This window comes from Microbacterium sp. NPDC077644 (genome assembly GCF_040702785.1).
Classification (GTDB): Bacteria; Actinomycetota; Actinomycetes; order Actinomycetales; family Microbacteriaceae; genus Microbacterium.
In genome coordinates, this window is the sequence record NZ_JBFBME010000002.1 from 489,039 (window position 1) to 511,306 (window position 22,268).

A 22,268-nucleotide genomic window follows, 5' to 3' on the forward strand; every position below is an offset into this window, starting at 1 on the left:
TCGCTTTGCGACCATTCTAGCGCCTGTGACCTGCAGCGGCGAGGCCTTCAGGGAAGCTTCGGAAGGCGCCCAGCGCGGGGCCCGGGTAGCCCGAAGAGTTCTGCGATCTCAGCAAACACCAGCGAGGACTCCGGCGGCAACGGCTCAGCAGGATGCATCACGGGGAATGCGTGCCAAAGGCCGTGGAACATGTGGCAGCGTATCTCCACGCCGCCGAGCGCCATACGCTCTGCGGCACGAAGGGTGTCAGACGCCATCACCTCGGTGTCTTCTGCGCAGAGGTAGGTGGGCGGTAGACCCCGCATGTCGCCGTTCACGGGCGAGAAGTCGGGCTCGGCGATATCCGCTCCCCCCGCGTTCGGCGTGCCGTATCCGACAAGACCCTGCGGGAAGATCGTGTCACGGCCGACATTGGCGACATGGCTGGGTGACGTGAACGACAGATCGACCGCGGGAGAATACAACGCCATCCCCATCGGCAGCTGCTCCCCGGCATCGCGCAGACGAAGCGCAAGCGACAGGGCGAGCTGGCCGCCGGCGGAGTCGCCGGCGAGCAGAATGCGATCGGCCGCATATCCGAGCTCGTCCGTCAGCAGCCGCCAGGCCGCTTCGACATCGTCCAGCGCTGCCGGCAGCGGATGCTCAGGCAGGAGGCGATAGTCGAGACACGCGGCCGGCAAGCCGAGTTCGCGAAGATGAATCATTGCGCCGCATCGGCTGTAGGGGCCGTTGCCCCGCACGTAGCCGCCACCGTGCACGGAGAAGACCAGGCGGTCTTCGAACGCATGCGACAGCGGGTCGCGATACACGGTGACCGGCGCGCCTGTTCGCGCGATGTGATCCGTGCGCAGGATGTCAGCCGGGGTGGCGTCGTCGAGGTACTCCAGCTCGATGCCGGGTGCCATGGGGTACTCGGCACGCAGCTGCATGATCCGCGGCTCGATGATCTCCTTCGTCTCGCGACTGGGTTCGCGGGTGTGCACGAGCCAGGCTGCGTGCGCATATGGGGTGATCAGTTCCGTGACGTCGCCGATCGACATGATCACTGCTCCTCAGATGGCTCTCTTCGACGCGACGTCGGGCACTGCTGGTCGCGTTCGGACGTTTATCCGTCCCCTGCTCCTGCCCTTCGAGAGGAGCAGGGGACGGAGGGCGGCGTCAGCGAGTGGCGCCGTTGATGGTGATCTCGGAGACGTGCCCGGTGTCGATGTTGTACTGGCCGAGGATCGTCTCGTAGGTGCCGTCGTCGATCAGCGACTGGTACGAGGCAGCCAGCGGCTCCGCCAGCGATTCGACCACTGGTGACAGGAACACCGCGATGGGCTGTCCTTCGACGGTTGCGGAGTATGCGAGCGTCAGCGCTCCGTCGGAACTCTGCGCGATCGCCGTCGCGACAGGCGTGTCGATGACCAGAGCGTCAGCACGGCCAGCCTGCACCGTTGTGACCGCTGCCTCCGTCGTCTGAGACTCCACGAGCACGGGCGCGTCCAGGCCGGCATCCTGGCACAGCTTGACGTACGAGTCCGGTGCGTCGGCGCTGGTGAGCTGGGTGAGCTGCACGGTTCCGACGCCAGCAGCGACCTTCTTGCCGCAGAGGTCGCGAGCCTCGGTGATCTGATCAGGATTGCATTCGGGAACGATCGCCGACACGCCGGCTTCCATGTAGTCGATGAAGAACGCTCCGAGCGCCTGCCGTTCGAGCGTATCGTTCAGGAAGACGGCCATCGCGTCGGCGCGGCCCGCCTCCACTTCAGACAGCGGAGAGTTGGACAGCACGAACTTCAGGTCGACTCCGATTCGCTCGGTCGCGGCACGCAGCAGGTCGGGCTCGAATCCCCGACGTTCGCCGTCGCTGTCGAAGTTGACGCCAGGGAAGTCGGGCATCACGGCTACTCGAAGCGTTTCAGGGATGTCTGCGGAGAGGTCCGCCGTGAGATCCGCGACCTCATCCTCGTGCGTCAGCTCCGGCGCGGCCAGTGGATCCCCCGAAGGGAAGGGCTCGCACGATCCGACGCCATCCGCCGGCGCGGTCGCCGACGGGTCGATAGCGGCGGCGCATCCCGTAAGGGCTGCCGCTGCCAGCAAGGCGGCCAAGGCCGCACCGGTTAACTTCTTCCACTTCATTGTGTGGTTCTCCATATCTGAATGGGTTTTCGGGGCAAGGCGAAAGTCATCGCGTGTGGCGGGTGATGAGGCGCTCGATCAGGATCTGCAGCATCGTGATGACGGCGGTGAGCGCCAGGTACCAGAACGTCGCCACGAGGAGCAGCGGAACCTGCTGGAAGTTGCGGGCGGCGATCTGCGACACGGCCGAGAACAGATCGGTGACCGAGGCGAGGATGACGACCGCGGTCGTCTTCGTCATTGAGATGACGTTGTTGAAGAACGGCGGCAGCGCGATCGGCAGCAGCTGCGGCGCGAGCACTCGACGACGCATCTGCCACGGCGTCATGCCGAGCGCTGCGGCTGCCTCACGCTGCCCGCGCGGCACCGAAGCCACGGCGCCGCGGATGATCTCGGCCATGTACGCCGACTCGTTCAGGGTCAGCCCGATGATGCAGCCGACGATGGGCGAGATGAGGATGTTGGTGTCGAAATGCACGAACGCCGGCCCGAACGGGATCCCGAGCGAGAGGACGGGATACAGCTGAGCGAGGTACACGAAGAAGATGACCTGGACGATCACCGGCACGCCGCGGAAGAACCAGATGTACCAGCTGGCGAACCCCGACAGGAACCTGCTCTGCGACAGTCGCAGTCCGGCGATCGCCGATCCCAGCAGCAGCCCGCACAGGATCGATGCCGCCGTCAGCAGCACCGTGATCCCGAGACCCCGCAGCACGTTGATGTCGAAGAGGTACTCGGCGACGATGTGCCAGCGCCAGTTGGCGTTCGTCAGCACGCTCTCCAGGAGCAGCGCGACGACGAGGACGATGGCGGCATACGCGGCCCATCGTCCCGGGCGGGGCCGTGGGGCCACCTTGTCCTCGACGGGAACGGGAATGTTGACGGTCTCGGTCACAGGTGCCTCCTCGTGAGGGATCGAGGTCGTCATTGCACCCTCACCAGGAAGTCGCGAGTGCGCTGGTGCTGCGGATCGCGCAGCACCTCTGCCGGCGATCCCTGTTCGATGATGCGACCATGGTCGAAGAACGCGACGCGGTCGGCAACCTCGCGCGCGAAGCCCATCTCATGGGTGACGACCATCATCGTCATCCCCGTCTCCGCCAGGCGTCGCATCACGCTCAGCACATCTCCGACGAGTTCCGGGTCGAGGGCGCTGGTGGGCTCATCGAACAGCATGACCTTGGGATCCATCGCCAGCGCACGGGCGATCGCCACGCGCTGCTGCTGGCCTCCCGACAGCTGAGCCGGGTACTTCTCGGCGTGCGCGGACAGACCCACCTGGTCGAGAAGATCGAACGCCCGAAGCCGCGCGACAGGGCGATCACGGCCCGCGACGACGATCGGGCCCTCCATGACGTTCTCCGCTGCCGTGCGGTTCGGGAACAGATGGAAGTGCTGGAAAACCATCCCGATGTGCTCGCGCTGACGCGCGAGCCGCTTGGGCGTCAGTTCGCTCAGTGCACCGCCGCGCACATCCACTCCGATGCGCTCGCCGTCGACCTCGATCGATCCGCGGGTCGGTGTCTCGAGCATGTTGACGCAGCGAAGCATTGTCGACTTGCCGGAACCCGAAGGTCCGACGATGCATACGACCTCACCGCGTGCGACATCGAGGTCGACACCGCGCAGAACATGCGAGTCGCCATAGACCTTGTGCAGGTCTCGGATGCGCACCATGGGCGCTGTCTGATCTCTCGTGTCCACGTCATCCTTCGGTCTGAGTTTCGTTCCACTTTCCGGTCAGTTTCCGTTTTGAATCCTGAGTTTGCGTGATAATTGCGGAAATAGGGCATCGATATGTATGATCCCGGCATGTTGAGCGAGGCAGATCTCCGTATCGCCCATGCCCTGCAGGAAGCACCGCGGGCGCCATGGTCCACCCTCGCGAGCGCCCTCGGCACGGATGCGCGCACGTTGATCCGCCGGTACGAGCAGCTTCGCGAGGCCGGCCACATCCGTGTCACCTCCACGCTCGGTCCGCGCCTGCTCGAACGCGTTTACTGGGCCCATCTGCGAATACGCACGCTGCCAGGTCAGGCGCTGCAGGCCGCGCGACAGGTCGCTGCCTGGCCACAAGCCGGACTGGTCCGGGTCGCGGACGGCGCCTTCGAGGTGTATGCCCTGCTCATGGGCCGTGACGCCGCCGCCCCCTGGCACGATGCTCAGGAAGGCATCGCGCACATCCGCGAGATCGTGCAGGCCGACGTGTACACGATCGTCGAAGCACTCGACATCGGCCTGTCCGAGCGACTGGACGTCCTCTCCCGCTCCGAACTGGGAAAGCTGCGCACCCCGCGGGATCCCGCGACGACGACCCTTGTCGACTCCACCCGGGCGAAGGACTTCGACCTCGAGCTGTGGCACCAGCTCAATCTCGATGGCCGCGCGGATATCACCACCCTCGCCGACAGGCTCGCCCGAAGCCCTAGCACTGTGTCGCGTCGGATCACCCGCTTGCAGACCGCCGGGTACCTGGACTTCCTGACCATGATCGCCGATCCGGTCGCACCGCGCTCCCGATCGGTGTTCCTCTGGTGTCGGATCGCCGACGACGAACTCCCGGCTCTGCGCAGTCGCCACTCGTCGCTGCACTGGATCGGCTTGCTGACGATCATGACCGGAAGGTCGAACGTGATGCTGCTCGCGAACGTGACGTCCATGGCCGCCCTGGACACCGTGTTGTCCGAGCTGCGATCCATCTGCCCGTCCCTCGAGGTGCACGAGACGCAGCTGTCGACGCTGGCCGTGAAGCGCCACACACGTCTGATGACCGACGACGAGAGATGGACGGACGAGGTCATCACCGTATATCCGGACCTGCGCCGCTGGGTCGAAGACTGAGGACGCAGGGAGCCTCACCGACGCAGAACAACGGTCGATTCAGCAGTCAGATTGGCGGAATCGACATGCTCCGCTGACACCGGATGACGCGAACATGAGAAGGTCATCGTCACCGATCCCACGGAGCCTTCGCATGCCAACACACCGCCTCGCCCTCATCGGCTTCGGAAACGTCAATCGCGCACTTGCCGAGACGCTCATCAGCGATGCGGACCGGCTGCGCGATGAGGCGGGGGTGACGCTCGAGGTCGTCGCGATCACCGACCTCCGCCTCGGCAGCCTGGTGCAGCCGGAAGGCATCGACCTCACCGCGGTGCTCGCCATGCCCCCCGGATCGAGTTTCGCCACCCGCCCCGGCGGATCTTCCGAAGCGGATAATGCGCGCGTCATCGCCGAGTGCCCCGCTGACATCGTGGTCGAGGCCACTTATACGAACCCCGCCGGCGGCGAGCCCGCGACCTCTCACGTGCGCTGGGCGCTGGAAGCCGGAAAGCACGTCGCCACCACGAACAAGGGACCGATTGCATCGCACCTCGGCGAGCTGGAAAATATCGCGCGCCGGCGTGGCGTCCGCCTCGCCTATGAGGGCACCGTCATGTCAGGCACGCCGGTGCTGCGACTCGCCGCTGATCTGCTCGCCGGGTCAGGAGTGCGTGCGGTGGCTGGAATCCTGAATGGCACATCCAACTTCGTCCTCGGCCGTATGGAGGCCGGGCTGAGCATGGACGCGGCTATCGCAGAAGCGCAGGGCCTCGGCTATGCGGAGGCGGACCCCTCGGCAGACATCGGCGGCGACGACGTGCGCCTGAAGGTCGCCATCCTCGCAGGTGCCGTACTGGGCGTCCCGATCGCGCCCGATGACGTGGACACGACGGGGATCGCAGCACTCACGCCGGCGGAGATCGTCGATGCCGCCGCCGATCAGCACCGCTGGAAGCTGATCGGATCAGCGGCGCGGCGCGCAGACGGCACGATCGACGCACGCGTCGCACCGCAACGGCTGCCGATGGAGCATCCGCTGGCCGGCATCGATGGCGCCACCAACGCTGTCACATTCGAGACGGAGATGCTCGGGACGGTGAGCGTCTCCGGGCCCGGTGCCGGACGCCGCGAGACAGCGTTCGCAATCCTCTCCGACATCATCGACATCTCCCGCACCTCCTCCCCGGAGGTACGGGCATGACGCTTGCGCAGAGCACCGCCTCGTCGGCGACGACCGATGGTGCGGCGGACTCGCTGATGGATCGTGCACGCACGGGCCGCTCGATCGCACGAGCGCTTCCCCGTCGGCAGCGCCACCAGATTCTCGACCGCGCAGCTGACCTGCTGCACGAACGCGAGACGGACGCAGCTGCCGTCATCGTCGCCGAAGCAGGCAAGACCATCCGTCAGGCGAGAAAGGAAGCTCGGCGCGCGCAGACGACGTTGTCTCTGTCTGCGGAAGAGGCCCGTCGCAACGCCGGCGAGGTCGTGGCGTTCGACGCGTACCCCGGCAGCGAGAACCGGAGGGGATGGTTCACCCGGGAGCCGCTCGGGATCATTCTCGCCATCACGCCGTACAACGATCCACTCAACCTGGTCGCGCACAAGGTCGGGCCCGCCGTCGCCGGCGGCAATGCGGTGATCCTCAAGCCTTCTCCGCATTCCATGCGCACCGCGCAATTCCTCGTCGATCTGCTCCTCGAGGCCGGCCTGCCTCCCGAAGTCGTCACGATCGCGCACGGAGACACGGCGCTGTCGGCAGCGCTGGTACGCCAGCGCGATGTGCGGATGGTCTCTTTCACGGGCGGTTTCCGCACCGCCGAGGCCATCACCCGGGAAGCCGGAATCAAGAAGCTGACCATGGAGCTGGGAGGGAACGCACCCGTGATCGTGCTCGACGACGCGGACATCGATCGGGCGGTCGCGGACTGCGTCTCCGGCGCGTTCTGGGCTGCCGGACAGAACTGCGTGGGTGCGCAGCGGCTTCTGGTCCAGCGGCCCGTGTACGCGCGGTTCCGCGCGCAGTTCGTCGCCGCTGCCGAAGCGCTCATCACGGGAGATCCGCATGACGAGCGGACGGACGTGGGTCCGATGATCACCGAGCACGAAGCCGAGCGCGCACAGCGGATGGTGGCGCAGGCGATGGCTGACGGCGGACAGCTGCTCACCGGGAACATCCGACGAGGACGGTGGTACACGCCCACGGTTCTCGAAGATGTACCGCTGAACTGTGCGCTGTGGGCCGAGGAGGCGTTCGCTCCCATTGTGATCCTGCAGGAGTTCGACAGCGATGACGACGGGCTCGTCCTCGCGAACGAGATCGACTTCGCCCTGCACGCGGGCGTCTTCACGACGAGCCTGATCCGGGCCATGCGCTTCGCGGACGGGATCGAGGCAGGCGGCGTGATGGTCAACGACTCCTCCGACTATCGCATCGACGCGATGCCGTTCGGCGGCGCGAAGTACGGGTCGATGGGACGTGAAGGCGTGCGGTTCGCGTACGAGGAGATGACCCAGCCGAAGGTCGTCGCGCTCAACCTGTGAGCATGATCGGCGCGTTCGGCGTCAGCGTCGGCGCCCTCACATGATCGAGCGTCGCACGACCGGGGAGAGCGACACCGACGTGACCGTGTTGGCCACGCCCGGCAGCGCAGCGAGTTGCTGCCAGATCTCCTGCACACGATCGTTGGACGCGGCTTCGACACGCACAAGCAAGTCGAAGTCTCCTGTCATGATGTCCGCCTCGATGACTTCCGGGATGTCGAGAAGCGCCCGGAGAACGTCACCGCCGCGCATCCGATCGTGCCGGTCGATGAAGATCACCGCGGTCACCGGGCGCGCCTCATGTGATCCCCGGAGGATCGTGTATCCGCGGATGATGCCGTCGCGTTCGAGGCGTTCGACGCGCTGGCGCACGGCGTTGCGAGACAGGTTCACGTGCGTCGCGAGGTCCGCATGCGAGGTCCGCGCATTTCGGGACAGCGCTGCGATCAGCTGCCGATCGATGGAGTCGATGCCGCGCATTGCTCGACCGCTACTCGTCTTCGAACACGATCACCTGGCGCACGGCACGGCCCTCGGCGAGCTCGTCCATCGCTTCGTTGATCTCGCCCAGACGGATTCTGCGGGTGATGAGCTTCTCCACGGGCAGGCGCCCTGCACGCCACCACTCCACAAAACGGGGGATGTCCCGTGCCGGCACCGCGGAGCCCAGATAGCTGCCGATGATCGTGCGGGCTTCGGCCGTGATCGTCAGCGGCGAGATGGAGGATCGCGCCTGCGGATTCGGCAGACCCACCGTAACCGTGCGTCCGCCCGGCCTGGTCGCTTCGAGCGCAGTCTCGAACGCGCGCGGGTGACCGGCGCACTCCAGCACATGGTGCGCCTTGATCCCCTGTTCGGCGACCTCAGCGGGTGTATAGGTCGCCGACGCCCCGAGTTCGAGGGCTAGCTCGAGCTTCTCCGGGAGATTGTCGACGGCGACCACATCGCCCTTGTCCTCGGCGACGGCCGAGATCAAGGCGGACATGCCGACACCGCCGAGCCCGACGATCATGACGGTCTCCCCCGCGGCCCGTCGCACGCTGTTGAGCAGTGCGCCTCCGCCGGTGAGAACGGCACATCCGAGCACGGCTGCGACGTCGGGCGGAACATCCGAGCCGACGGGAACGAGCGATGCGCGGTCGACGACGGCGTGCGTGGCGAACCCCGAGACGCCCAGATGGTGGAAGACCGCTTCGCCGTTGCGGGACAGGTGCGCGGACCCGTGAAGGAGCGTGCCGGCGTTGTTCGATCGCGTGCCGTTCTCACAGGGCAGCCGGCCATCGGTGGCGCATCCCGGGCAGTCGTCGCAACGAGGCAGGAAGGTCATGATGACGCGCTGCCCGGGCTCCAGGTCGCCGACCTCCGCGCCAGCGGCGACGACGACCCCGGCCGCCTCGTGCCCCAGCAGCATCGGAGTGGGTCTCACCCGGCTGCCGTCCACCACCGACAGATCCGAATGGCAGACCCCGGCGGCCTCGATCCGCACGAGCACCTCGGTAGGGCCCGGCTCGCTCAGGTCCAGCTCGGTGACGCTGATGGGCATCGATCCTGCATACGGACGCTCGCGTCCGATCTCCTCCAGGACTGCTCCGGTTACGCGCATGCCTTACCTTCTTGCTCTTGTCTAGAAACGATCACAGTTCACCGTGTCGGACTTCGCCGCCGACGACGGTCGCCACCGCGCGCTGGTCTGTGATCCGTTCCGGCGGGATCTCGAACAGGTCCTCCGTGAGCACCGCAAAATCAGCGAGCTTTCCGGCTTCGAGGGTGCCCTTCTCGGCTTCTTCCCCGACAGCGTACGCGGAGCCGTAAGTGTAGGCGCGCACAGCGTCCTCGACACTGATCCGCTCGTCGGGACCGATGAGCTCACCCGACCCGGTCCGGCGGAGGACCATGTCGCGGATGCCGGTCAGCGGATTCGCATCGCTGACCGGTGAGTCGCTCGAGCCGTTCAGCACGATGCCGGCATCAGCGAGCGACTTCACGCGATAGATCTGATCGCGCAGCGCCGGGTCGACAGCCGCCGCCATGCCATCTCCGAAAGCGGAGAGGAACGCGGCTTGGGGCACCGGGATCACACCGAGCGCGGCCGCACGACGCACGCGATCATCGTCGGCGAGGGCGAAGTGCTCGATCCGGTGTCGCACGTCTGGTCGCGGGTGACGTCGTTGAGCCACCTCGATCGCGTCGAGCACGTGGTCGGCGGCTCTGTCGCCGATCGCGTGAGTCGCGACCGTCCATCCCGACGCGTGGGCGCGGACGATGAAGTCCTCCAGGCGGTCCGGTTCGTGAATCAGGACGCCCACGTTGTCGGCCTCACCCAGGTAGCAGCGGTGCATAGCTGCGGATCTTCCGATGAACGAGCCGTCCGACGCCACCTTCACGGGTCCGATGCGCAGGAAGTCATCGCCGAAACCGGTCCGGAATCCGAGGTCCAGCCCCAACCACTCGGGCATGCGGTCGATGTCGTGGAGCGTCGACATGAACGGCATGAGCGTGACGCGAACGCCGAGCACTCCGTCCTCGATCGCCGTCTGGTACGAGTGGAAGTCGACCGGGGAGTTCCCGAGCATGTCGGTAGCCCCGATGCCGGGCTCCGTGACCGACGTCAGTCCGTAGCTCAGAGCCTGCCGGCTCGCGAGCTCGATGTTGCGCTGCACCTCGTCGAGCGGCACTGGGCGCACGAGCCGGTTGATCAGCTGCGTGGCCTGCTCCTGCAGAAGCCCGAGCGCTCGGCCATCGGTATCACGAGGGATGCCGCCGCCATCGACATCGGGGACATCACGGCGGTCCGCGTAGCCGGCGAGCTCGAACGCCTTCGTGCTCGCGACGATCATGTGTCCTGAGACGTGCTCGATGATCACCGCTCGCCCGCCCGACGCCCGATCGAGCCCTTCGGCCGTCGGATGACCGCCCAATAGGTTCTGGTCGTAGCCAGATCCGCGGATCCACTTCTCGTCGGGGTGTTCACTGGCATACTCTTCGACCGCCAGGTACAGCGCGTCGAGAGACCGGACAATAGTCGGACGGAGATCGATCGCCGCGAGGCGAGCGCCTGTCAGCGACAGGTGGTTGTGCGCGTCGTGGAAGCCCGGCAGCACCGGACGCCCACGGAGGTCGATGATACGATCCGGGATCGCACCTTCGACCTCTTCATCGAGCCCGATGATGCGGCCGTTCAGCACGCCGATCGCATTCGCTGTCGGCCGATCAGGATCAAGGGTCCGGATCCGGCCGTTCGTGAAGAGTGTATCGATTCTCATGCTCATTCGTCCTCCGTTGGTGCGGCGTCAGGCGGTGAAGTGATCGCCGTCTCTCTCAGCCCGGCGACGCGATGCGGAGGAGAGCCCCACCACGCCGGCGGCGGTTGCGATGAGGAGCACAGAGTAGAAGGCTGCGACGGCCCACGGGTTGCCCCCGGTCGAGTTCAGGATCCACTGCGCGATCAGCGGAGTGGATCCACCGATGAGCATCGCGGACAGCTGATAGCTGAATGACAGCCCCGAGTAGCGGATCGCGACCGGGAACGCCTGCGCCAGCGCGTGTGCCACCAGCGCATAGTAGGCGGTGGTACCGATGACGTTGACAGCGAGCGTCACAGCGATCCAGGTCGGCGACGCCGCCGCGATCGCCATGAACATGAAAGGAACTCCTAGCACGGTGAGGATCAGACCGTAGATCATCACCTTCGTCGCGCCGACCCGTTCCGCGATGCGCGCCGCAATCGGCTGCCATACGAACTGCAGGATCGCGAGGCCGAGCAGGATGTTCAGGATGATCTGTCGATCCATCGCGAGCTCGGTCGTCGTCCAGGCCAGGAGGAACGTGTTGTTAAAGTAGGCGCCGGCTACGGCGATGATCGATGCGATGACGCTCAGTGCCACGATCTTCGGGGCCGTCGTCACGGCCACGAGAAGCGGCGCCTTGACGGTCTTATGCTGCTTCTTCGTCTCGACGAAGTCCTGCGACTCCTCGACCTTGACGCGCAGCACGAGGCCCACGACGACCAGCACCACCGACAGCAGGAAGGGGATGCGCCACCCCCACGTCAGGAACTGCTCATCGGGAAGCGTACCGACGATGAGGAACATCAGCGTCGAGAGGATCGAACCGGCGGGGGCTCCTTGCTGCACCCAGGCGCCGGCGAGACTGCGCTTCTCGGCACGTGCGTTCTCAGTCGCCAGGAGCACCGCTCCGCCCCACTCGCCTCCGATGGCGAAACCCTGTGCTGCACGCAAGATCACGAGGAGGATCGGCGCGAGGACGCCGATCTGCCCGTACGTGGGGAGCACACCGATGAGAGCCGTGGCTGCGCCCATGATTACAAGGGTGATCACCAGGACGTTCTTCCGTCCGAGCCTGTCACCGAAATGACCGAACACCATCCCGCCGACCGGTCGCATCAGGAAGCCGACCCAGAACGTCGCGAAAGACGCCAGCAGCGCGGCGCCTGGCGCGATATCGGGATAGATGACTCGGCTGAAGACGAGTGCTGCGGCCGTGCCGAACACGAAGAAGTCGTACCACTCGATCATCGTTCCGATGAAGGCGCCGGTCATGGACTTGCGCTGCCGGGACCGTTCCTCGAGAGTGGGCATCGTTGCCTGAGGTGTGCTGTTCATGGCTTCCTTGCTCTTGAATGAAGATTCAGATACGACCAGACTCGCGCCTGGGGCCAGACGCGTCCAATGCCGAAATTGCGTTTCGCAATACACTTCTTGCATGTTCCGACTCCGTGATCTGGATTCATTCCTCGCGATCGCCGATACTGGCTCTGTCTCGGCTGCTTCCGCCGAGCTCTACCTCACCCAACCGACCCTCTCGAGACGACTCGTCGCACTCGAACGAGAGGTCGGTGCTCCTTTGTTCCGAAGAACGACCCAGGGCATGACGTTGACGACGGCGGGCAGACGACTCGAGCCGCTCGCCCGGGATCTCGTCACCCGCGGCCGGCGTGCCGAGGATGTCATGAACGAGGTCGTCGCTCATGATCGAGCCTTCGCCGTAGCCTGTCCCGAAACCTCGGTGGACGGGCTTGTCGCGCCCTTCGTTGCGAGGGGAGGGCCGATCACCGACATCCGCCCCGTGACGCCGGACCGGGTGTACGAGCAGCTGCAGAACGGAGCAGACGTCGCAGTGACGACTGCTCCGCCGCCCGAGGGGCTGCGTTCGCGCCATCTGGTCGATGTCGGGGTGCGATGCGTGGTTCCGCCCGGGCATCCCTTCTCAGGCCGTGACAGCATCGAGCTGCGTGCGATCGCTGACAGCCCGCTGGTGATGCCCGGATCGGGATCTGCTGTCTCCCGCCACGTGATGCAGGTGGCGATGTCCGCAGGACTCGTGCTCGACACGACCCTCGTCTCGAACGGCACCCTCGCGCAGGCGCACGCCGCGGCGCGAAAGGAACCGGCACTCGTCGTCGAGGATCTGCGCTTCGGCTTGGTCGCCACTAACGTCGTCCATGAGGGAAGACCGCTGCTGGTGCAGTCCTACGCGGGCTGGGATCCCTCGCACTATGCCGACTCGCAGATCGCTCACCTGGTCGACGAATTCGGCCAGTTCATGCGCTCGCAGATGCGAGCGCTCGATGTGTGGCTGCCGAATGCAGACGGTAAAGGCTCGTTTAAGAGGGACACGTTCGACTGACGGCACTGGTACGAGGTCACCCTGCAGGCACCCCGAACGCGTGCTGCGTCTTGATCGGGGCGACCGCCGCGGAGGCGAAGAAGCTCAGAACCTTGCGCGCCCTGGCCTGATCGACGGATGCCGTCGCCACTCCTCCGGCGAAGACAGTGTCGATGGCACAGTCGTCCGGCATGACGCCGAGGATGCGGACCCCCGGCTGTCCGACCAGCTCGCTGAGCTGCTGGAACCCCAAGTCGACGTCACCCTCAGCCAAGGCGCGGGCCACGGGAACGCCCGGTCGTGCCTGCACGAGACGATCGCCGATCTCGGAGCTCATACCCCAGTCGTCGATCATCTTCACCAGCGCGGTCCCGCTGGGCCCGGTCGAATAGCCGATCCTGCTCGCGCCCCGCAGCGCATCGCGCATTCCGGCCGCATCGGCGAAAGCCGGGCCTTCCGGCCGGACCGCTTTCTCGGACGAGCCGGATGGCACGGCCACCGCCACCTGCGACAGCACGAGCGGCGTGACCGTCGCAGCATCCACATGTCCGTCGGCGGCGAGGCGCGACATCGCTCCGGATGCGAGGAAGACGAGGTCGAACGCCTCCCCGGCGGCCACGCGCTCAGCAGCGTCCACTCCCCCGACCGATTCGACATCAACGCGCGCCAGTCGCTCGGCAGCGGCCGCCGCCGTCAGGTCGGCGAGCACATGCCTGGTCGCCATCGACGAGATCGCCTTCATGCCGCGTCCTCGAAGGTCTCGGCGTCGACCTCACCGGTCGCCTGAGGCGCGTACCGCGGTCCGGTCACCGTGTCGTGGTTGATGAGCGCGCCGGCGCGCGCCAGCAGCGCGGCATCCACCGACAGCGACAGCGTCTGCTGATTCTCGATCGCGTGCGCGAGACTCGTCGTCCCGGGGATCGGCACGACGTGCTCGCCGCGTGAGAGCAGCCACGCGAGAGCGAGCTGTGCCGGCGTGACGCCTGCCTCCGCCGCCAACGATCGCCACGCCGGCAGCAGCGCCGCGTTCGCCGGCCAGTTGTCAGAAGAGAAGCGCGGCATCGGCCGGCGGATGTCCTTCTCCGCGAGCTCGGAAGGGTTCCCGACCGAGTCGCTGAGGAATCCTCGCCCCACCGGCGAGAATGCGACCAGCGCGACTCCGTCGGCCGCCGTCGCCTCGAGCATCCCGAGCTCGGCGTTGCGCGTCCACAGCGAGTACTCGTTCTGCACCGCGGCGATCGGGGCGACCTGCTGCGCCTCGCGCAACCGTGCGACGGACACCTCCGACAGGCCGATGGCGCCGATCTTGCCCTGCTCCACCATCTCGACCATCGCCCCGACGCTGTCGGCGATGGGCACCTCCTTGTCCCACCGGTGCAGGTAGTAGAGGTCGATGCGGTCGACGCCGAGCCGCGCGAGCGAGGCATCCACCTGCGCCCGCAGCGTCTCGGGCCGGCCATCGATCCGGCGCACGCCGTCGACGATCGCCATCCCGCACTTGCTGGCCAGCACGACCTCGTCGCGGCGTCCCCGCAGGGCGCGACCGACCAGCTCCTCGTTTCGGCCGCCGCCGTAGAGCGTCGCGGTGTCGAGGTGGGTGATGCCGGCATCCAGCGCGCCGCGGAGCACGGCGAGACCTTCCTCCGGCGACGGCGGGATGCCGTACGCGTGGCTGAGGTTCATGCAGCCGAGGCCCATACGGGGGAGCATCATGACGCGAGCTGCTCCTCCAGCTGTCCGAGCACGCGGTAGCAGTCGATCACCTGGCGCAGCGACGAGTTCGGCTCACGGCCCTCGCGGATCGCGGCGATGAACTCGCGGTCCTGCAGCTCGATGCCGTTCATGCTGACCGCGACGTTCGAGACGTCGATCTGCTCCTCCTTGCCGGTGAACAGGTCGTCGTAGCGGGCGATGTAGGTCGCGGTGTCGCCGATGTAGCGGAAGAAGGTGCCGAACGGGCCCTCGTTGTTGAACGACAGCGACAGCGTGCAGATCGCGCCGGTCTCGCTCTTCAGCTGGATCGACATGTCCATCGCGATGCCGAGCTCGGGGTGGATCGGCCCCTGGAGCGCATGCGCCTCGACGATTTTGCCCGCCTGGTATGCGAACAGGTCGACCGTGTGCGCGGCGTGGTGCCAGAGCAGGTGGTCGGTCCAGGAGCGCTTCTCGCCCTTGGCGTTCGTGTTCGTGCGACGGAAGAAGTAGGTCTGCACGTCCATCTGCTGCACGGCGAACTCGCCCGCCTGGATGCGGTCGTGCACGAGCTGATGCGAGGGGTTGAAGCGGCGGGTGTGTCCGACCATGGCGACCAGCCCGGAGGCTTCTGCCGCCTCGGCCGCGGCGAGCGTGGCCTCGGCATCCGCCAGCGAGTCGGCGAGCGGGATCTCGACCTGCACATGCTTGCCGGCGGCGAGCACCGCCTGCGTCTGCGAGGCGTGCAGCCCGGTCGGGGTGGCGAGGATGACGGCATCCACGTCGTCGCGCTCGAGGACGCCCTCGAGACCTACGACGGCGTTCGCGACGCCGTATTGCTGCGCCACGGCATCCGCCTTCTCCTGGGAGGTCGCGGCGACCACGGTCACCTCGGCATCCTCGATGTTCTGAAGGCCGTCCAGGTGCTTCATGCCGAAGGCGCCGTTCGCGCCCACGACGGCGACGCGGATCTTGTCGGTCATTCGCTCTCCTTCTCGCGTTTCGATGTCAGGCGGTCGATATCAGGATGTCAGGCGTTCGCCACTGCCGCGGTCTCCGCGGGCTCGGGGGCGGGCGCCTCGTCCTGGATCTCTGCCGTGGCCGGGTCCTCGGCGAGGTCGGTCCGCCCGACCGGGTTGCTCAGGACGAGGTGGCCGACGGCGGTGTTGGATGCGGGCACGTGGTAGAACCGGTGGTCCGTGGAGGGGGCCTCGCCGTCGAACTGGTCGTCCATCGCGCCGCGGGCGATCAGCCAGTCCACGAGCTCGATGCCCTCGGAGCCCGCCTCGTCGACATACTCCATGTGCGGCCACTCGGTCAGACCCAGCGGGTCGGCGATGAGGTGGTCGAGGAACGCGTTGTCCCACTCCTTGTTGATCAGACCCGCACGCGGACCCTGCAGCTGGTGACTCATACCGCCGGTGCCCCAGATCTGCACGTTGAGCTCTTCGCCGTCCCACTTGTCGATCGCACGGCGCAGCGCCTTGCCGAGCTCGTAGCAGCGACGACCCGACGGAACCGGGTACTGCACGACATTCACCGCGAGCGGGATGACCCGCACCGGCCACTGCTCATCCGAACCCAGCTCGCCGTACACGAGCGACAGCGGAACGGTCAGGCCGTGATCGACGACCATCTCGTTCACCAGGGTCAGGTCGAAGTCGTCCTGGATGATCGACTGCGCCAAGTGCGCTGCGAACTCCGGGTAGCCCTGCACGTCCGGGACCGGGCGGGGACCGTACCCCTCATCCGCGACCGGGTACTCCGCGCCCGTGCCCAGCACGAACGTCGGGATGATCGACGCGTCGAACGCCGTCGCATGGTCGTTGTAGACGAGGATGACGACGTCAGGGGTGTTCTCCTTGGCCCACTTGCGGGTCCACTGGTACCCGTCGAAGACCTGCTTCCAGTACGGCTCCTCGGTCTTGCCGAGGTCCATCGCGGCGCCGATCGCCGGCACGTGCGAGGTGAACAGGGCCGAGGTGTACTTCGCCGGAGCATCCGGCCGCATCGTCGTCGCCTTCTCCGTCGACGGCGGCGTCCACCCATCCAGATCCTTCAGGCGGGCGCCCTTCGGGTTCCGCCCGCCGCCGACCATCATGTCGCGGTAGGCGGCCTCGCTCATGCCGGTCATGGAGCCGGCCATCTGCTGGAAGCTCAGCCCGTGCGTGGCGCCGATCTTCGAGAGGAAGTAGATGTTGCCGCCCTCTTCGATCATGGTGTTCATGTCCATGTCGAGCACGGCCTGGCGCTGCACGGGGGTCAGCTTCCAGTCGTCGAGGTACGCCGCCTGGTCGGCCAGGAACCGCTCACGGTTCTCCGGCTTCATGAGCGACATCGCGAACTGGTTGAGGTGATATCCCTTGCGCGCCTGCTCGGCGTCGTAGATGGTGGTGCCCGGAATGTCCTTGTAGGGCTTGTCGAGTGCCATGGTCATTCTCCTTCTTGCCAGTAGAGGCGGCGGGGGTTGTCCACGAGCAGCTTCCGCTGCAGTTCGGGCGTCGTCGCGATCTGAGGGATGTAGTCGACCAGCAGCCCGTCATCGGGCATGTGGTCCTTGAGGTTGGGGTGCGGCCAGTCGGTTCCCCACAGCACGCGGTCGGGGAACTCCTCGACCACGCGGCGGGCGAACGGCACGACGTCCTGATAGGCGTGCTGCTCGCCGTTTCCGATTTCTTCAGGGAGTGCGCGTGGGCCGGTGACGCTCAGGCGCTCGGGGCACGAGACCTTGGTCCACACGTTGGGGTTCTCGCGCATGAACCGCAGGAACAGCGCGAACTCCTCTCCGTCGACGTTTTTCGTGACGTCGGGTCGGCCCATGTGGTCGACGACGACGTCGGTCGGGATGCCGGAGAAGAAGTCGTACAGCTCGGGGAGGTCCTCGGCCTCGAAGTAGATGACGACGTGCCATCCGAGCGGCGCGATCTTCGAGACGATCTCCTCGAGCGAGTCGGTCGGCACGCGGTCGACGAGACGCTTGACGAAGTTGAAGCGGACGCCGCGGACGCCGGCCGCGTGCAGCTCGGCGAGCTGCTCGTCGGTGACGTCGCGGCGCACGGTCGCGACGCCGCGGGCCCGACCCTCGCTGCGGTTCAGGGCGTCCACGAGGGCGCTGTTGTCGGCGCCGTGGCAGGTGGCCTGCACGATGACGTTGCGGTCGAAGCCGAGGTGGTCGCGCAGGGCGAACAGCTGCTCGGCCGAGGCATCGCACGGGGTGTACTTGCGCTCGGGTGCGTACGGGAACTCGGCGCCGGGCCCGAAGACGTGGCAGTGCGCGTCGACCGCGCCCTCGGGCAGGACGAACGCCGGCTTCGTGGGCCCGTCGTACCAGTCCAGCCAGCCCTCGGTCTTCGTGAAGGGACCGGTGGTCTCGCCGTGCGTGGCCTGCGTGTGCGACATCCGTCAGTCCTCCACGTATTCGAGACCTGCGGCCGCGAGCGGCTCGCGCATGCCGTACAGGTCGAGTCCGAGCACGCCCTCGCGGAACTTCTGCCGCTTGGACTCCTCGTTGTCCTCGCGCTTGCGGCTGGCATCCGCCACCGCACCCACGAGCTCGCGGGGCACGACCACGACGCCGTCGACATCCGCGACGACGACGTCGCCCGGGTTGACCAGGGCGTTCGCCGCGACGACGGGGACGTTGACCGAGCCGAGCGTGGCCTTGACCGTGCCCTTGGAGTTGATCGCGCGGGAGAAGACGGGGAAGTCCATCTTCTCGAGGTCGGCGACGTCGCGGACGCCGCCGTCGATGACCAGGCCCTTGCAGCCGCGGGCGGTGAGGGAGGTGGCGAGCAGTTCGCCGAAGAAGCCGTCCTCGCTCTCGGTGGTGCAGCCGGCGACGATCACGTCACCTTCCTGCACCTGCTCGGCAGCGACGTGGAACATCCAGTTGTCACCGGGCTGCAGGAGCACGGTGACGGCAGGGCCGCAGAGCGCAGCTCCCTTGTAGGCGGGCCGGATGTAGGGACGCATGAGGCCGACGCGCCCCATGGCCTCGTGGATGGTCGCTACGCCGAACTCCGACAGACGGGCGACGTCGTCGGGGTCGGGGCGCTGGATGCTGGTGCGGACGATGCCGAGATTGTTCAGTCGCATGTTCTTCTCTTTCACAGTCCGCGGGCCTTGAGCGCGCGGTCGAGACGCGGGTAGACGGTGCGGGCGTTGCCCTCGAACACCGCTTCGCGCTGGGCGTCGGACAGGTTGGTCGTGGCGTCGACGTAGCGCTTGGTGTCGTCGAAGTAGTGCCCGGTGCGGGGGTCGACGTCGCGGACGGCGCCGATCATCTCGCTGGCGAACAGGATGTTCTTCGTCGGGATCACGTCGGTGAGCAGGTCGATGCCCGGCTGGTGGTACACGCAGGTGTCGAAGTAGACGTTGTTCAGCAGGTGCTCTTCGAGCTCGGGCTTGCCGAGCGCCATCGCCAGGCCCCGGAACCGGCCCCAGTGGTACGGGACGGCGCCGCCGCCGTGCGGGATGACGAGCTTGAGGTCGGGGAAGTCGCGGAACAGGTCACCCTTGAGCAGCTGCATGAACGCGGTCGTGTCGGCGCCGAGGTAGTGGTCGCCGGTGGTGTGGAACACGTCGGGGCGGCAGGTGGTCGACACGTGCACCATGGCGGGCAGCTCGTACTCGACGAGCTTCTCGTAGATCGGGTACCAGGCGCGATCGGTGAGCGCCGGGGCCGACCACTTTCCGCCGGATGGGTCGGGGTTGAGGTTGACGGTGACGACGCCGAGTTCCTCGACGGCGCGGGTCAGCTCTGCGACCGTCGTCTTGGGGTCGACGCCAGGAGACTGCGGCAGCATCGCGCCGGGGAGGAAGCGGTCGGGGAACAGCTGCGAGACGCGGGCGACGAGGTCGTTGCAGATACGGGCCCAGGTCTCGCTGACGGCGAAGTCGCCGATGTGGTGGGCCATGAACGAGGCGCGGGGGCTGAAGACGGTGATGTCGCTGCCGCGGTCGTTCATGAGCCTCAGCTGATTGGCCTCGATCGTCTCGCGGATGTCGTCGTCGCTGATCTTGAGGTCCGCGGGATTCGGGGCATCCCCCTTGCCGCCGGCGAAGGCGATCTGCAGGTCGCGCCAGGCGCCCAGCTGCGCCGGGGCGGTCGTGTAATGGCCATGGATGTCGATGATCAACGTGTGTCGTCCTTGTCACTCGGATGCCGTCGCCTCGACTCTAGGTCGGCGTCAGGATGCCGTCCAATAGATGTTTTTGCCGTGTGGAATAGATAGTCTCTATACATGGCACTCGCGGATCTCAACCAGCTGCGCACGTTCGTCGTGCTCTACGAGCTGCGCAGCGTGACCGCCGCCGCCGAGCGTCTGCACGTCACGCAGCCGACCGTGAGCTACACGCTCCGGCGCCTGCGCGAGAAGTTCGGAGACGAGCTGTTCCGTCGCGAGGGGCATGACATGGTGCCGACGGCGAAGGCGACAGCGCTGTTCGCCCCGCTGCACGAGGCGCTCGCGCAGATCGACCAGACGGTGAGCGATCCCGACGCGTTCGAGCCGTCCGGGTTCAGCGGCGAACTGGCACTCGGGCTCACCTCGATCGGCGAGCAGACGTTCCTGCCGCCGATCATGGAGGCGCTCGCCCGCGAGGCCGCGAACCCGCATCTGCAGGTCGCGAGGCTCGACTCGGACCAGGTCGAGGACGGGCTGATCCGCGGCTCGATCGACCTGGCCATGACGGTGTCGATGATCGGCAGCCCGCGGCTGTGGCGCACGCACGTGCGTGCCGTCGAGTACGTGGCCCTGTCGTCGGGGCGGCATCCGCTGCCCGAGACGTCGCCCGACATGTTCGAGGGGCGCCGGTTCGTGCGCGTGAGCGCGCGCGGCGGGCATGTCTTCCCGCTGCAGGTGCTCACCGAGCACGGGCTCATGGGCCAGGTCGCCCTTACCGTCGAGGAGTACTCGACCGTGCCGGCCGTTCTCGCGGCGACGGATCTCGTCGTGCTCGTGCCCCGGCACATCGCCGAGGTGTTCAGCGGCTGGTTCGGCGGGCTGCGCTTCGCGGACCTGCCGTGGCCGGCGCAGTCGACGCCCGTGTCGCTGTACACGCGTCGCGAGGCGAGCCTGGGTCCGGCGCAGCGCTGGTTCCGAAGCGTGGTGATGGATGCGGTCGCCGCCGGGGAGTAGCGGCGGGGACGTGCCGGTCAGTAGTTCGCTCCGCCAAACGCGTCAGGACGGCTTCGTGCGGTTCCAGCTCGCCTTGGCCGGGGCGAACGGGCTGCGGATGTGGATCGACCACGTCGAGTGCGGGTGGATGCGCAGCAGCGCCGTCTCGTAGAACTGCACCGCGTCGGGCGAGAGCCCGGGCAGCACGGCATCCTTGTCGACCGTGTCCTCCTCGCGCGGGCGCAGGGCCTTCCACACCAACTGCACCTCGGGGGCGCCGGTCGGGACGCCGTCGAGGTCGATGACCGCACGATCCCAGGGCAGCGTCAGTCGCGGGTCGCGCTTGTACATCCACGCGCGCGGGGCGCCGTCCTCGGCGTTGACCTGCAGCACCCACGCGTTCTCCGCATCGTCGCGGATGAGCACGGGCTGCAGGTCGGCATCCTGCGGAGCATCCGCGAACGGGACGAGCTCGTCATCGTCGCCCGACGGCGCCCAGGCGCTGTACCCGTCGGGAAGTCCCGCGACGAGGGCCGCGAGATCGCCCGCCACGACGCTGACGTCGATGTTCGCGCGCTCCCGGATCGGATGGCCGAGCCAGCGATCCAGCGCCGCGCCGCCCGACAGCCACCACCGCACGGATGCCGGGGCGAGGAGCTCGGCGACGGCATCCGTCGTCAGCGGAGCCCACGCTGAAGCCGGAGTCGGCACGGGAGAGGTCATAGGTCGAGGCTACCGCCGTCGGTAGCGCCGTTTCGTGCTCACAACTCCTCAGAAACAGTCGCCGAGGGGCCGTTTCGTCCCAAATCCACCCTGCGGGGCGAAGTCTTGAGGAGCTGTGAACGTCACGCCCCGCCCACGGCCGACAATATACGGTCTACTTGACCGTGCCCGAGCTCCCCGGCCGCTCGAGCATCGCCCACAGACCCCGGAACAACGCCGCCGACTCGGCAGACCCCAGATGACCGGTGAGCTCGCGCTGCACTTCGACGACCCGCGGGGCCAGTCGTGCGTGCTCCGCCGCGCCGTGCGCGGTGAGCGTCACGACGTTCCGTCGCGCATCGGATGCCGCGCGCTGCCGCGCGATGAGCCCCGACTTCTCCATTCGACGCACGAGATCGGCGATCGTGGACCGGTCGAGGTCGACCTCGTCGCCGAGCTCGCGCTGGCTGGCCTCGCCGAGACGCTCGAGAACGGCGAGGATGCTGTACTGCGTGCTCGTGATGTCGGGATCGGCCACCCGAGCCCACGTCGCCAGGTGCAACTGCTGCGCGCGCCGGATCAGGTTGCCGACGTGACGCTGCGGCTCGGGGAGGTCTGCCATCGTCATCACGGCAT

Annotated in this window: 22 protein-coding genes; 5 read left to right on the forward strand and 17 right to left on the reverse strand. The window is 67.0% G+C overall.

Annotated features, from left to right (window positions below):
• Positions 1-47: 47 nt before the first annotated feature.
• The 4 genes from AB0269_RS09270 to AB0269_RS09285 all read right to left on the reverse strand — a co-directional run bounded on the left by AB0269_RS09270 (position 48) and on the right by AB0269_RS09285 (position 3,804).
• Complete coding sequence (locus tag AB0269_RS09270; protein ID WP_366210920.1) at positions 48-1,040, reverse strand: alpha/beta hydrolase; 993 nt, start codon at positions 1,038-1,040, stop codon at positions 48-50.
• A 118-nt stretch (positions 1,041-1,158) separates the two neighbouring features.
• Positions 1,159-2,139, reverse strand: coding sequence for a transporter substrate-binding domain-containing protein (locus tag AB0269_RS09275; protein WP_366210921.1), 981 nt, complete (start codon positions 2,137-2,139; stop codon positions 1,159-1,161).
• A 31-nt stretch (positions 2,140-2,170) separates the two neighbouring features.
• A complete protein-coding gene (locus tag AB0269_RS09280) occupies positions 2,171-3,022 on the reverse strand; it encodes an amino acid ABC transporter permease (protein ID WP_366210922.1) in 852 nt (283 codons plus the stop codon).
• Between the two features lie 29 nt (positions 3,023-3,051).
• Positions 3,052-3,804, reverse strand: a complete 753-nt coding sequence (locus AB0269_RS09285) for an amino acid ABC transporter ATP-binding protein (protein ID WP_366210923.1) — start codon at positions 3,802-3,804, stop codon at positions 3,052-3,054.
• Between the two features lie 135 nt (positions 3,805-3,939).
• On the opposite strand from AB0269_RS09285, the gene AB0269_RS09290 reads away from it, so the two are divergent.
• The 3 genes from AB0269_RS09290 (at position 3,940) to AB0269_RS09300 (ending at position 7,494) form a co-directional block, all read left to right on the forward strand.
• Positions 3,940-4,968 carry an Lrp/AsnC family transcriptional regulator gene (locus tag AB0269_RS09290; protein ID WP_366210924.1) on the forward strand — a complete coding sequence of 343 codons (1,029 nt, stop codon included), beginning with the start codon at positions 3,940-3,942 and terminating at the stop codon, positions 4,966-4,968.
• A 133-nt stretch (positions 4,969-5,101) separates the two neighbouring features.
• Positions 5,102-6,151 (forward strand): homoserine dehydrogenase, encoded by a 1,050-nt coding sequence (locus AB0269_RS09295; RefSeq protein ID WP_366210925.1) that lies wholly within the window; start codon positions 5,102-5,104, stop codon positions 6,149-6,151.
• Positions 6,148-7,494 (forward strand): aldehyde dehydrogenase family protein, encoded by a 1,347-nt coding sequence (locus AB0269_RS09300; RefSeq protein ID WP_366210926.1) that lies wholly within the window; start codon positions 6,148-6,150, stop codon positions 7,492-7,494. Before AB0269_RS09295 ends, AB0269_RS09300 begins: the two co-directional genes overlap by 4 nt.
• Positions 7,495-7,530: 36 nt before the next feature.
• Here AB0269_RS09300 and AB0269_RS09305 read toward each other — a convergent pair whose 3' ends face one another.
• The 4 genes from AB0269_RS09305 to AB0269_RS09320 are packed head-to-tail and all read right to left on the reverse strand — an operon-like array spanning position 7,531 to position 12,116.
• On the reverse strand, positions 7,531-7,974 hold the full coding sequence (locus AB0269_RS09305; protein WP_366210927.1) for an Lrp/AsnC family transcriptional regulator: 444 nt from the start codon (positions 7,972-7,974) through the stop codon (positions 7,531-7,533).
• Positions 7,975-7,984: 10 nt separating this feature from the next.
• On the reverse strand, positions 7,985-9,097 hold the full coding sequence (locus AB0269_RS09310; protein WP_366210928.1) for an alcohol dehydrogenase catalytic domain-containing protein: 1,113 nt from the start codon (positions 9,095-9,097) through the stop codon (positions 7,985-7,987).
• A gap of 31 nt (positions 9,098-9,128) precedes the next feature.
• On the reverse strand, positions 9,129-10,757 hold the full coding sequence (locus AB0269_RS09315; RefSeq protein ID WP_366210929.1) for an amidohydrolase: 1,629 nt from the start codon (positions 10,755-10,757) through the stop codon (positions 9,129-9,131).
• A gap of 27 nt (positions 10,758-10,784) precedes the next feature.
• On the reverse strand, positions 10,785-12,116 hold the full coding sequence (locus tag AB0269_RS09320) for an MFS transporter (protein WP_366210930.1): 1,332 nt from the start codon (positions 12,114-12,116) through the stop codon (positions 10,785-10,787).
• On the opposite strand from AB0269_RS09320, the gene AB0269_RS09325 reads away from it, so the two are divergent.
• A complete protein-coding gene (locus AB0269_RS09325; protein ID WP_366210931.1) occupies positions 12,115-13,140 on the forward strand; it encodes a LysR family transcriptional regulator in 1,026 nt (341 codons plus the stop codon). The genes AB0269_RS09320 and AB0269_RS09325 overlap by 2 nt on opposite strands.
• A gap of 16 nt (positions 13,141-13,156) precedes the next feature.
• Here the strand turns inward: AB0269_RS09325 and AB0269_RS09330 are convergent, their stop codons facing one another.
• The 7 genes from AB0269_RS09330 to AB0269_RS09360 are packed head-to-tail and all read right to left on the reverse strand — an operon-like array spanning position 13,157 to position 19,949.
• Positions 13,157-13,861: a substrate-binding domain-containing protein gene (locus AB0269_RS09330; protein ID WP_366210932.1), complete on the reverse strand. Its 705-nt coding sequence runs from the start codon at positions 13,859-13,861 to the stop codon at positions 13,157-13,159.
• Entirely contained in the window at positions 13,858-14,832 is a 975-nt protein-coding gene (locus AB0269_RS09335) for an aldo/keto reductase (RefSeq protein WP_366210933.1), read from the reverse strand. Before AB0269_RS09335 ends, AB0269_RS09330 begins: the two co-directional genes overlap by 4 nt.
• Positions 14,829-15,794, reverse strand: a complete 966-nt coding sequence (locus AB0269_RS09340; RefSeq protein WP_366210934.1) for a Gfo/Idh/MocA family oxidoreductase — start codon at positions 15,792-15,794, stop codon at positions 14,829-14,831. The genes AB0269_RS09335 and AB0269_RS09340 overlap by 4 nt, the downstream gene beginning before the upstream one ends.
• A 47-nt stretch (positions 15,795-15,841) precedes the next feature.
• The gene (locus tag AB0269_RS09345; protein WP_366210935.1) at positions 15,842-17,242 is read right to left on the reverse strand and encodes a protocatechuate 4,5-dioxygenase subunit alpha/beta; all 1,401 of its coding nucleotides are present in this window, start codon (positions 17,240-17,242) and stop codon (positions 15,842-15,844) included.
• A 2-nt stretch (positions 17,243-17,244) separates the two neighbouring features.
• Positions 17,245-18,210 (reverse strand): amidohydrolase family protein, encoded by a 966-nt coding sequence (locus tag AB0269_RS09350; protein WP_366210936.1) that lies wholly within the window; start codon positions 18,208-18,210, stop codon positions 17,245-17,247.
• A 3-nt stretch (positions 18,211-18,213) separates the two neighbouring features.
• A complete protein-coding gene (gene ligK, locus AB0269_RS09355; RefSeq protein ID WP_366210937.1) occupies positions 18,214-18,906 on the reverse strand; it encodes a 4-carboxy-4-hydroxy-2-oxoadipate aldolase/oxaloacetate decarboxylase in 693 nt (230 codons plus the stop codon).
• An 11-nt stretch (positions 18,907-18,917) separates the two neighbouring features.
• On the reverse strand, positions 18,918-19,949 hold the full coding sequence (locus tag AB0269_RS09360; RefSeq protein WP_366210938.1) for an amidohydrolase family protein: 1,032 nt from the start codon (positions 19,947-19,949) through the stop codon (positions 18,918-18,920).
• Positions 19,950-20,054: 105 nt separating this feature from the next.
• On the opposite strand from AB0269_RS09360, the gene AB0269_RS09365 reads away from it, so the two are divergent.
• The gene (locus AB0269_RS09365) at positions 20,055-20,951 is read left to right on the forward strand and encodes a LysR family transcriptional regulator (protein WP_366210939.1); all 897 of its coding nucleotides are present in this window, start codon (positions 20,055-20,057) and stop codon (positions 20,949-20,951) included.
• A 42-nt stretch (positions 20,952-20,993) separates the two neighbouring features.
• Here the strand turns inward: AB0269_RS09365 and AB0269_RS09370 are convergent, their stop codons facing one another.
• Positions 20,994-21,653, reverse strand: a complete 660-nt coding sequence (locus tag AB0269_RS09370; RefSeq protein WP_366210940.1) for a hypothetical protein — start codon at positions 21,651-21,653, stop codon at positions 20,994-20,996.
• 154 nt (positions 21,654-21,807) lie between these two features.
• On the reverse strand, positions 21,808-22,260 hold the full coding sequence (locus AB0269_RS09375) for a MarR family winged helix-turn-helix transcriptional regulator (RefSeq protein ID WP_366210941.1): 453 nt from the start codon (positions 22,258-22,260) through the stop codon (positions 21,808-21,810).
• Between the last annotated feature and the right edge of the window lie 8 nt (positions 22,261-22,268).

Bases quoted from the DNA above. Each gene is read 5' to 3' on its own strand.
- ligK (WP_366210937.1), bottom strand. From the start codon at position 18,906: ATGCGACTGAACAATCTCGGCATCGTCCGCACCAGCATCCAGCGCCCC.
- AB0269_RS09330 (WP_366210932.1), bottom strand. From the start codon at position 13,861: ATGAAGGCGATCTCGTCGATGGCGACCAGGCATGTGCTCGCCGACCTG.
- AB0269_RS09275 (WP_366210921.1), bottom strand. From the start codon at position 2,139: ATGGAGAACCACACAATGAAGTGGAAGAAGTTAACCGGTGCGGCCTTG.
- AB0269_RS09375 (WP_366210941.1), bottom strand. From the start codon at position 22,260: ATGACGATGGCAGACCTCCCCGAGCCGCAGCGTCACGTCGGCAACCTG.
- AB0269_RS09335 (WP_366210933.1), bottom strand. From the start codon at position 14,832: ATGATGCTCCCCCGTATGGGCCTCGGCTGCATGAACCTCAGCCACGCG.
- AB0269_RS09370 (WP_366210940.1), bottom strand. From the start codon at position 21,653: ATGACCTCTCCCGTGCCGACTCCGGCTTCAGCGTGGGCTCCGCTGACG.
- AB0269_RS09290 (WP_366210924.1), top strand. From the start codon at position 3,940: ATGTTGAGCGAGGCAGATCTCCGTATCGCCCATGCCCTGCAGGAAGCA.
- AB0269_RS09350 (WP_366210936.1), bottom strand. From the start codon at position 18,210: ATGTCGCACACGCAGGCCACGCACGGCGAGACCACCGGTCCCTTCACG.
- AB0269_RS09365 (WP_366210939.1), top strand. From the start codon at position 20,055: ATGGCACTCGCGGATCTCAACCAGCTGCGCACGTTCGTCGTGCTCTAC.
- AB0269_RS09320 (WP_366210930.1), bottom strand. From the start codon at position 12,116: ATGAACAGCACACCTCAGGCAACGATGCCCACTCTCGAGGAACGGTCC.
- AB0269_RS09270 (WP_366210920.1), bottom strand. From the start codon at position 1,040: ATGTCGATCGGCGACGTCACGGAACTGATCACCCCATATGCGCACGCA.
- AB0269_RS09300 (WP_366210926.1), top strand. From the start codon at position 6,148: ATGACGCTTGCGCAGAGCACCGCCTCGTCGGCGACGACCGATGGTGCG.
- AB0269_RS09315 (WP_366210929.1), bottom strand. From the start codon at position 10,757: ATGAGAATCGATACACTCTTCACGAACGGCCGGATCCGGACCCTTGAT.
- AB0269_RS09305 (WP_366210927.1), bottom strand. From the start codon at position 7,974: ATGCGCGGCATCGACTCCATCGATCGGCAGCTGATCGCAGCGCTGTCC.
- AB0269_RS09325 (WP_366210931.1), top strand. From the start codon at position 12,115: ATGGCTTCCTTGCTCTTGAATGAAGATTCAGATACGACCAGACTCGCG.
- AB0269_RS09340 (WP_366210934.1), bottom strand. From the start codon at position 15,794: ATGACCGACAAGATCCGCGTCGCCGTCGTGGGCGCGAACGGCGCCTTC.
- AB0269_RS09310 (WP_366210928.1), bottom strand. From the start codon at position 9,097: ATGCGCGTAACCGGAGCAGTCCTGGAGGAGATCGGACGCGAGCGTCCG.
- AB0269_RS09285 (WP_366210923.1), bottom strand. From the start codon at position 3,804: ATGGTGCGCATCCGAGACCTGCACAAGGTCTATGGCGACTCGCATGTT.
- AB0269_RS09295 (WP_366210925.1), top strand. From the start codon at position 5,102: ATGCCAACACACCGCCTCGCCCTCATCGGCTTCGGAAACGTCAATCGC.
- AB0269_RS09345 (WP_366210935.1), bottom strand. From the start codon at position 17,242: ATGGCACTCGACAAGCCCTACAAGGACATTCCGGGCACCACCATCTAC.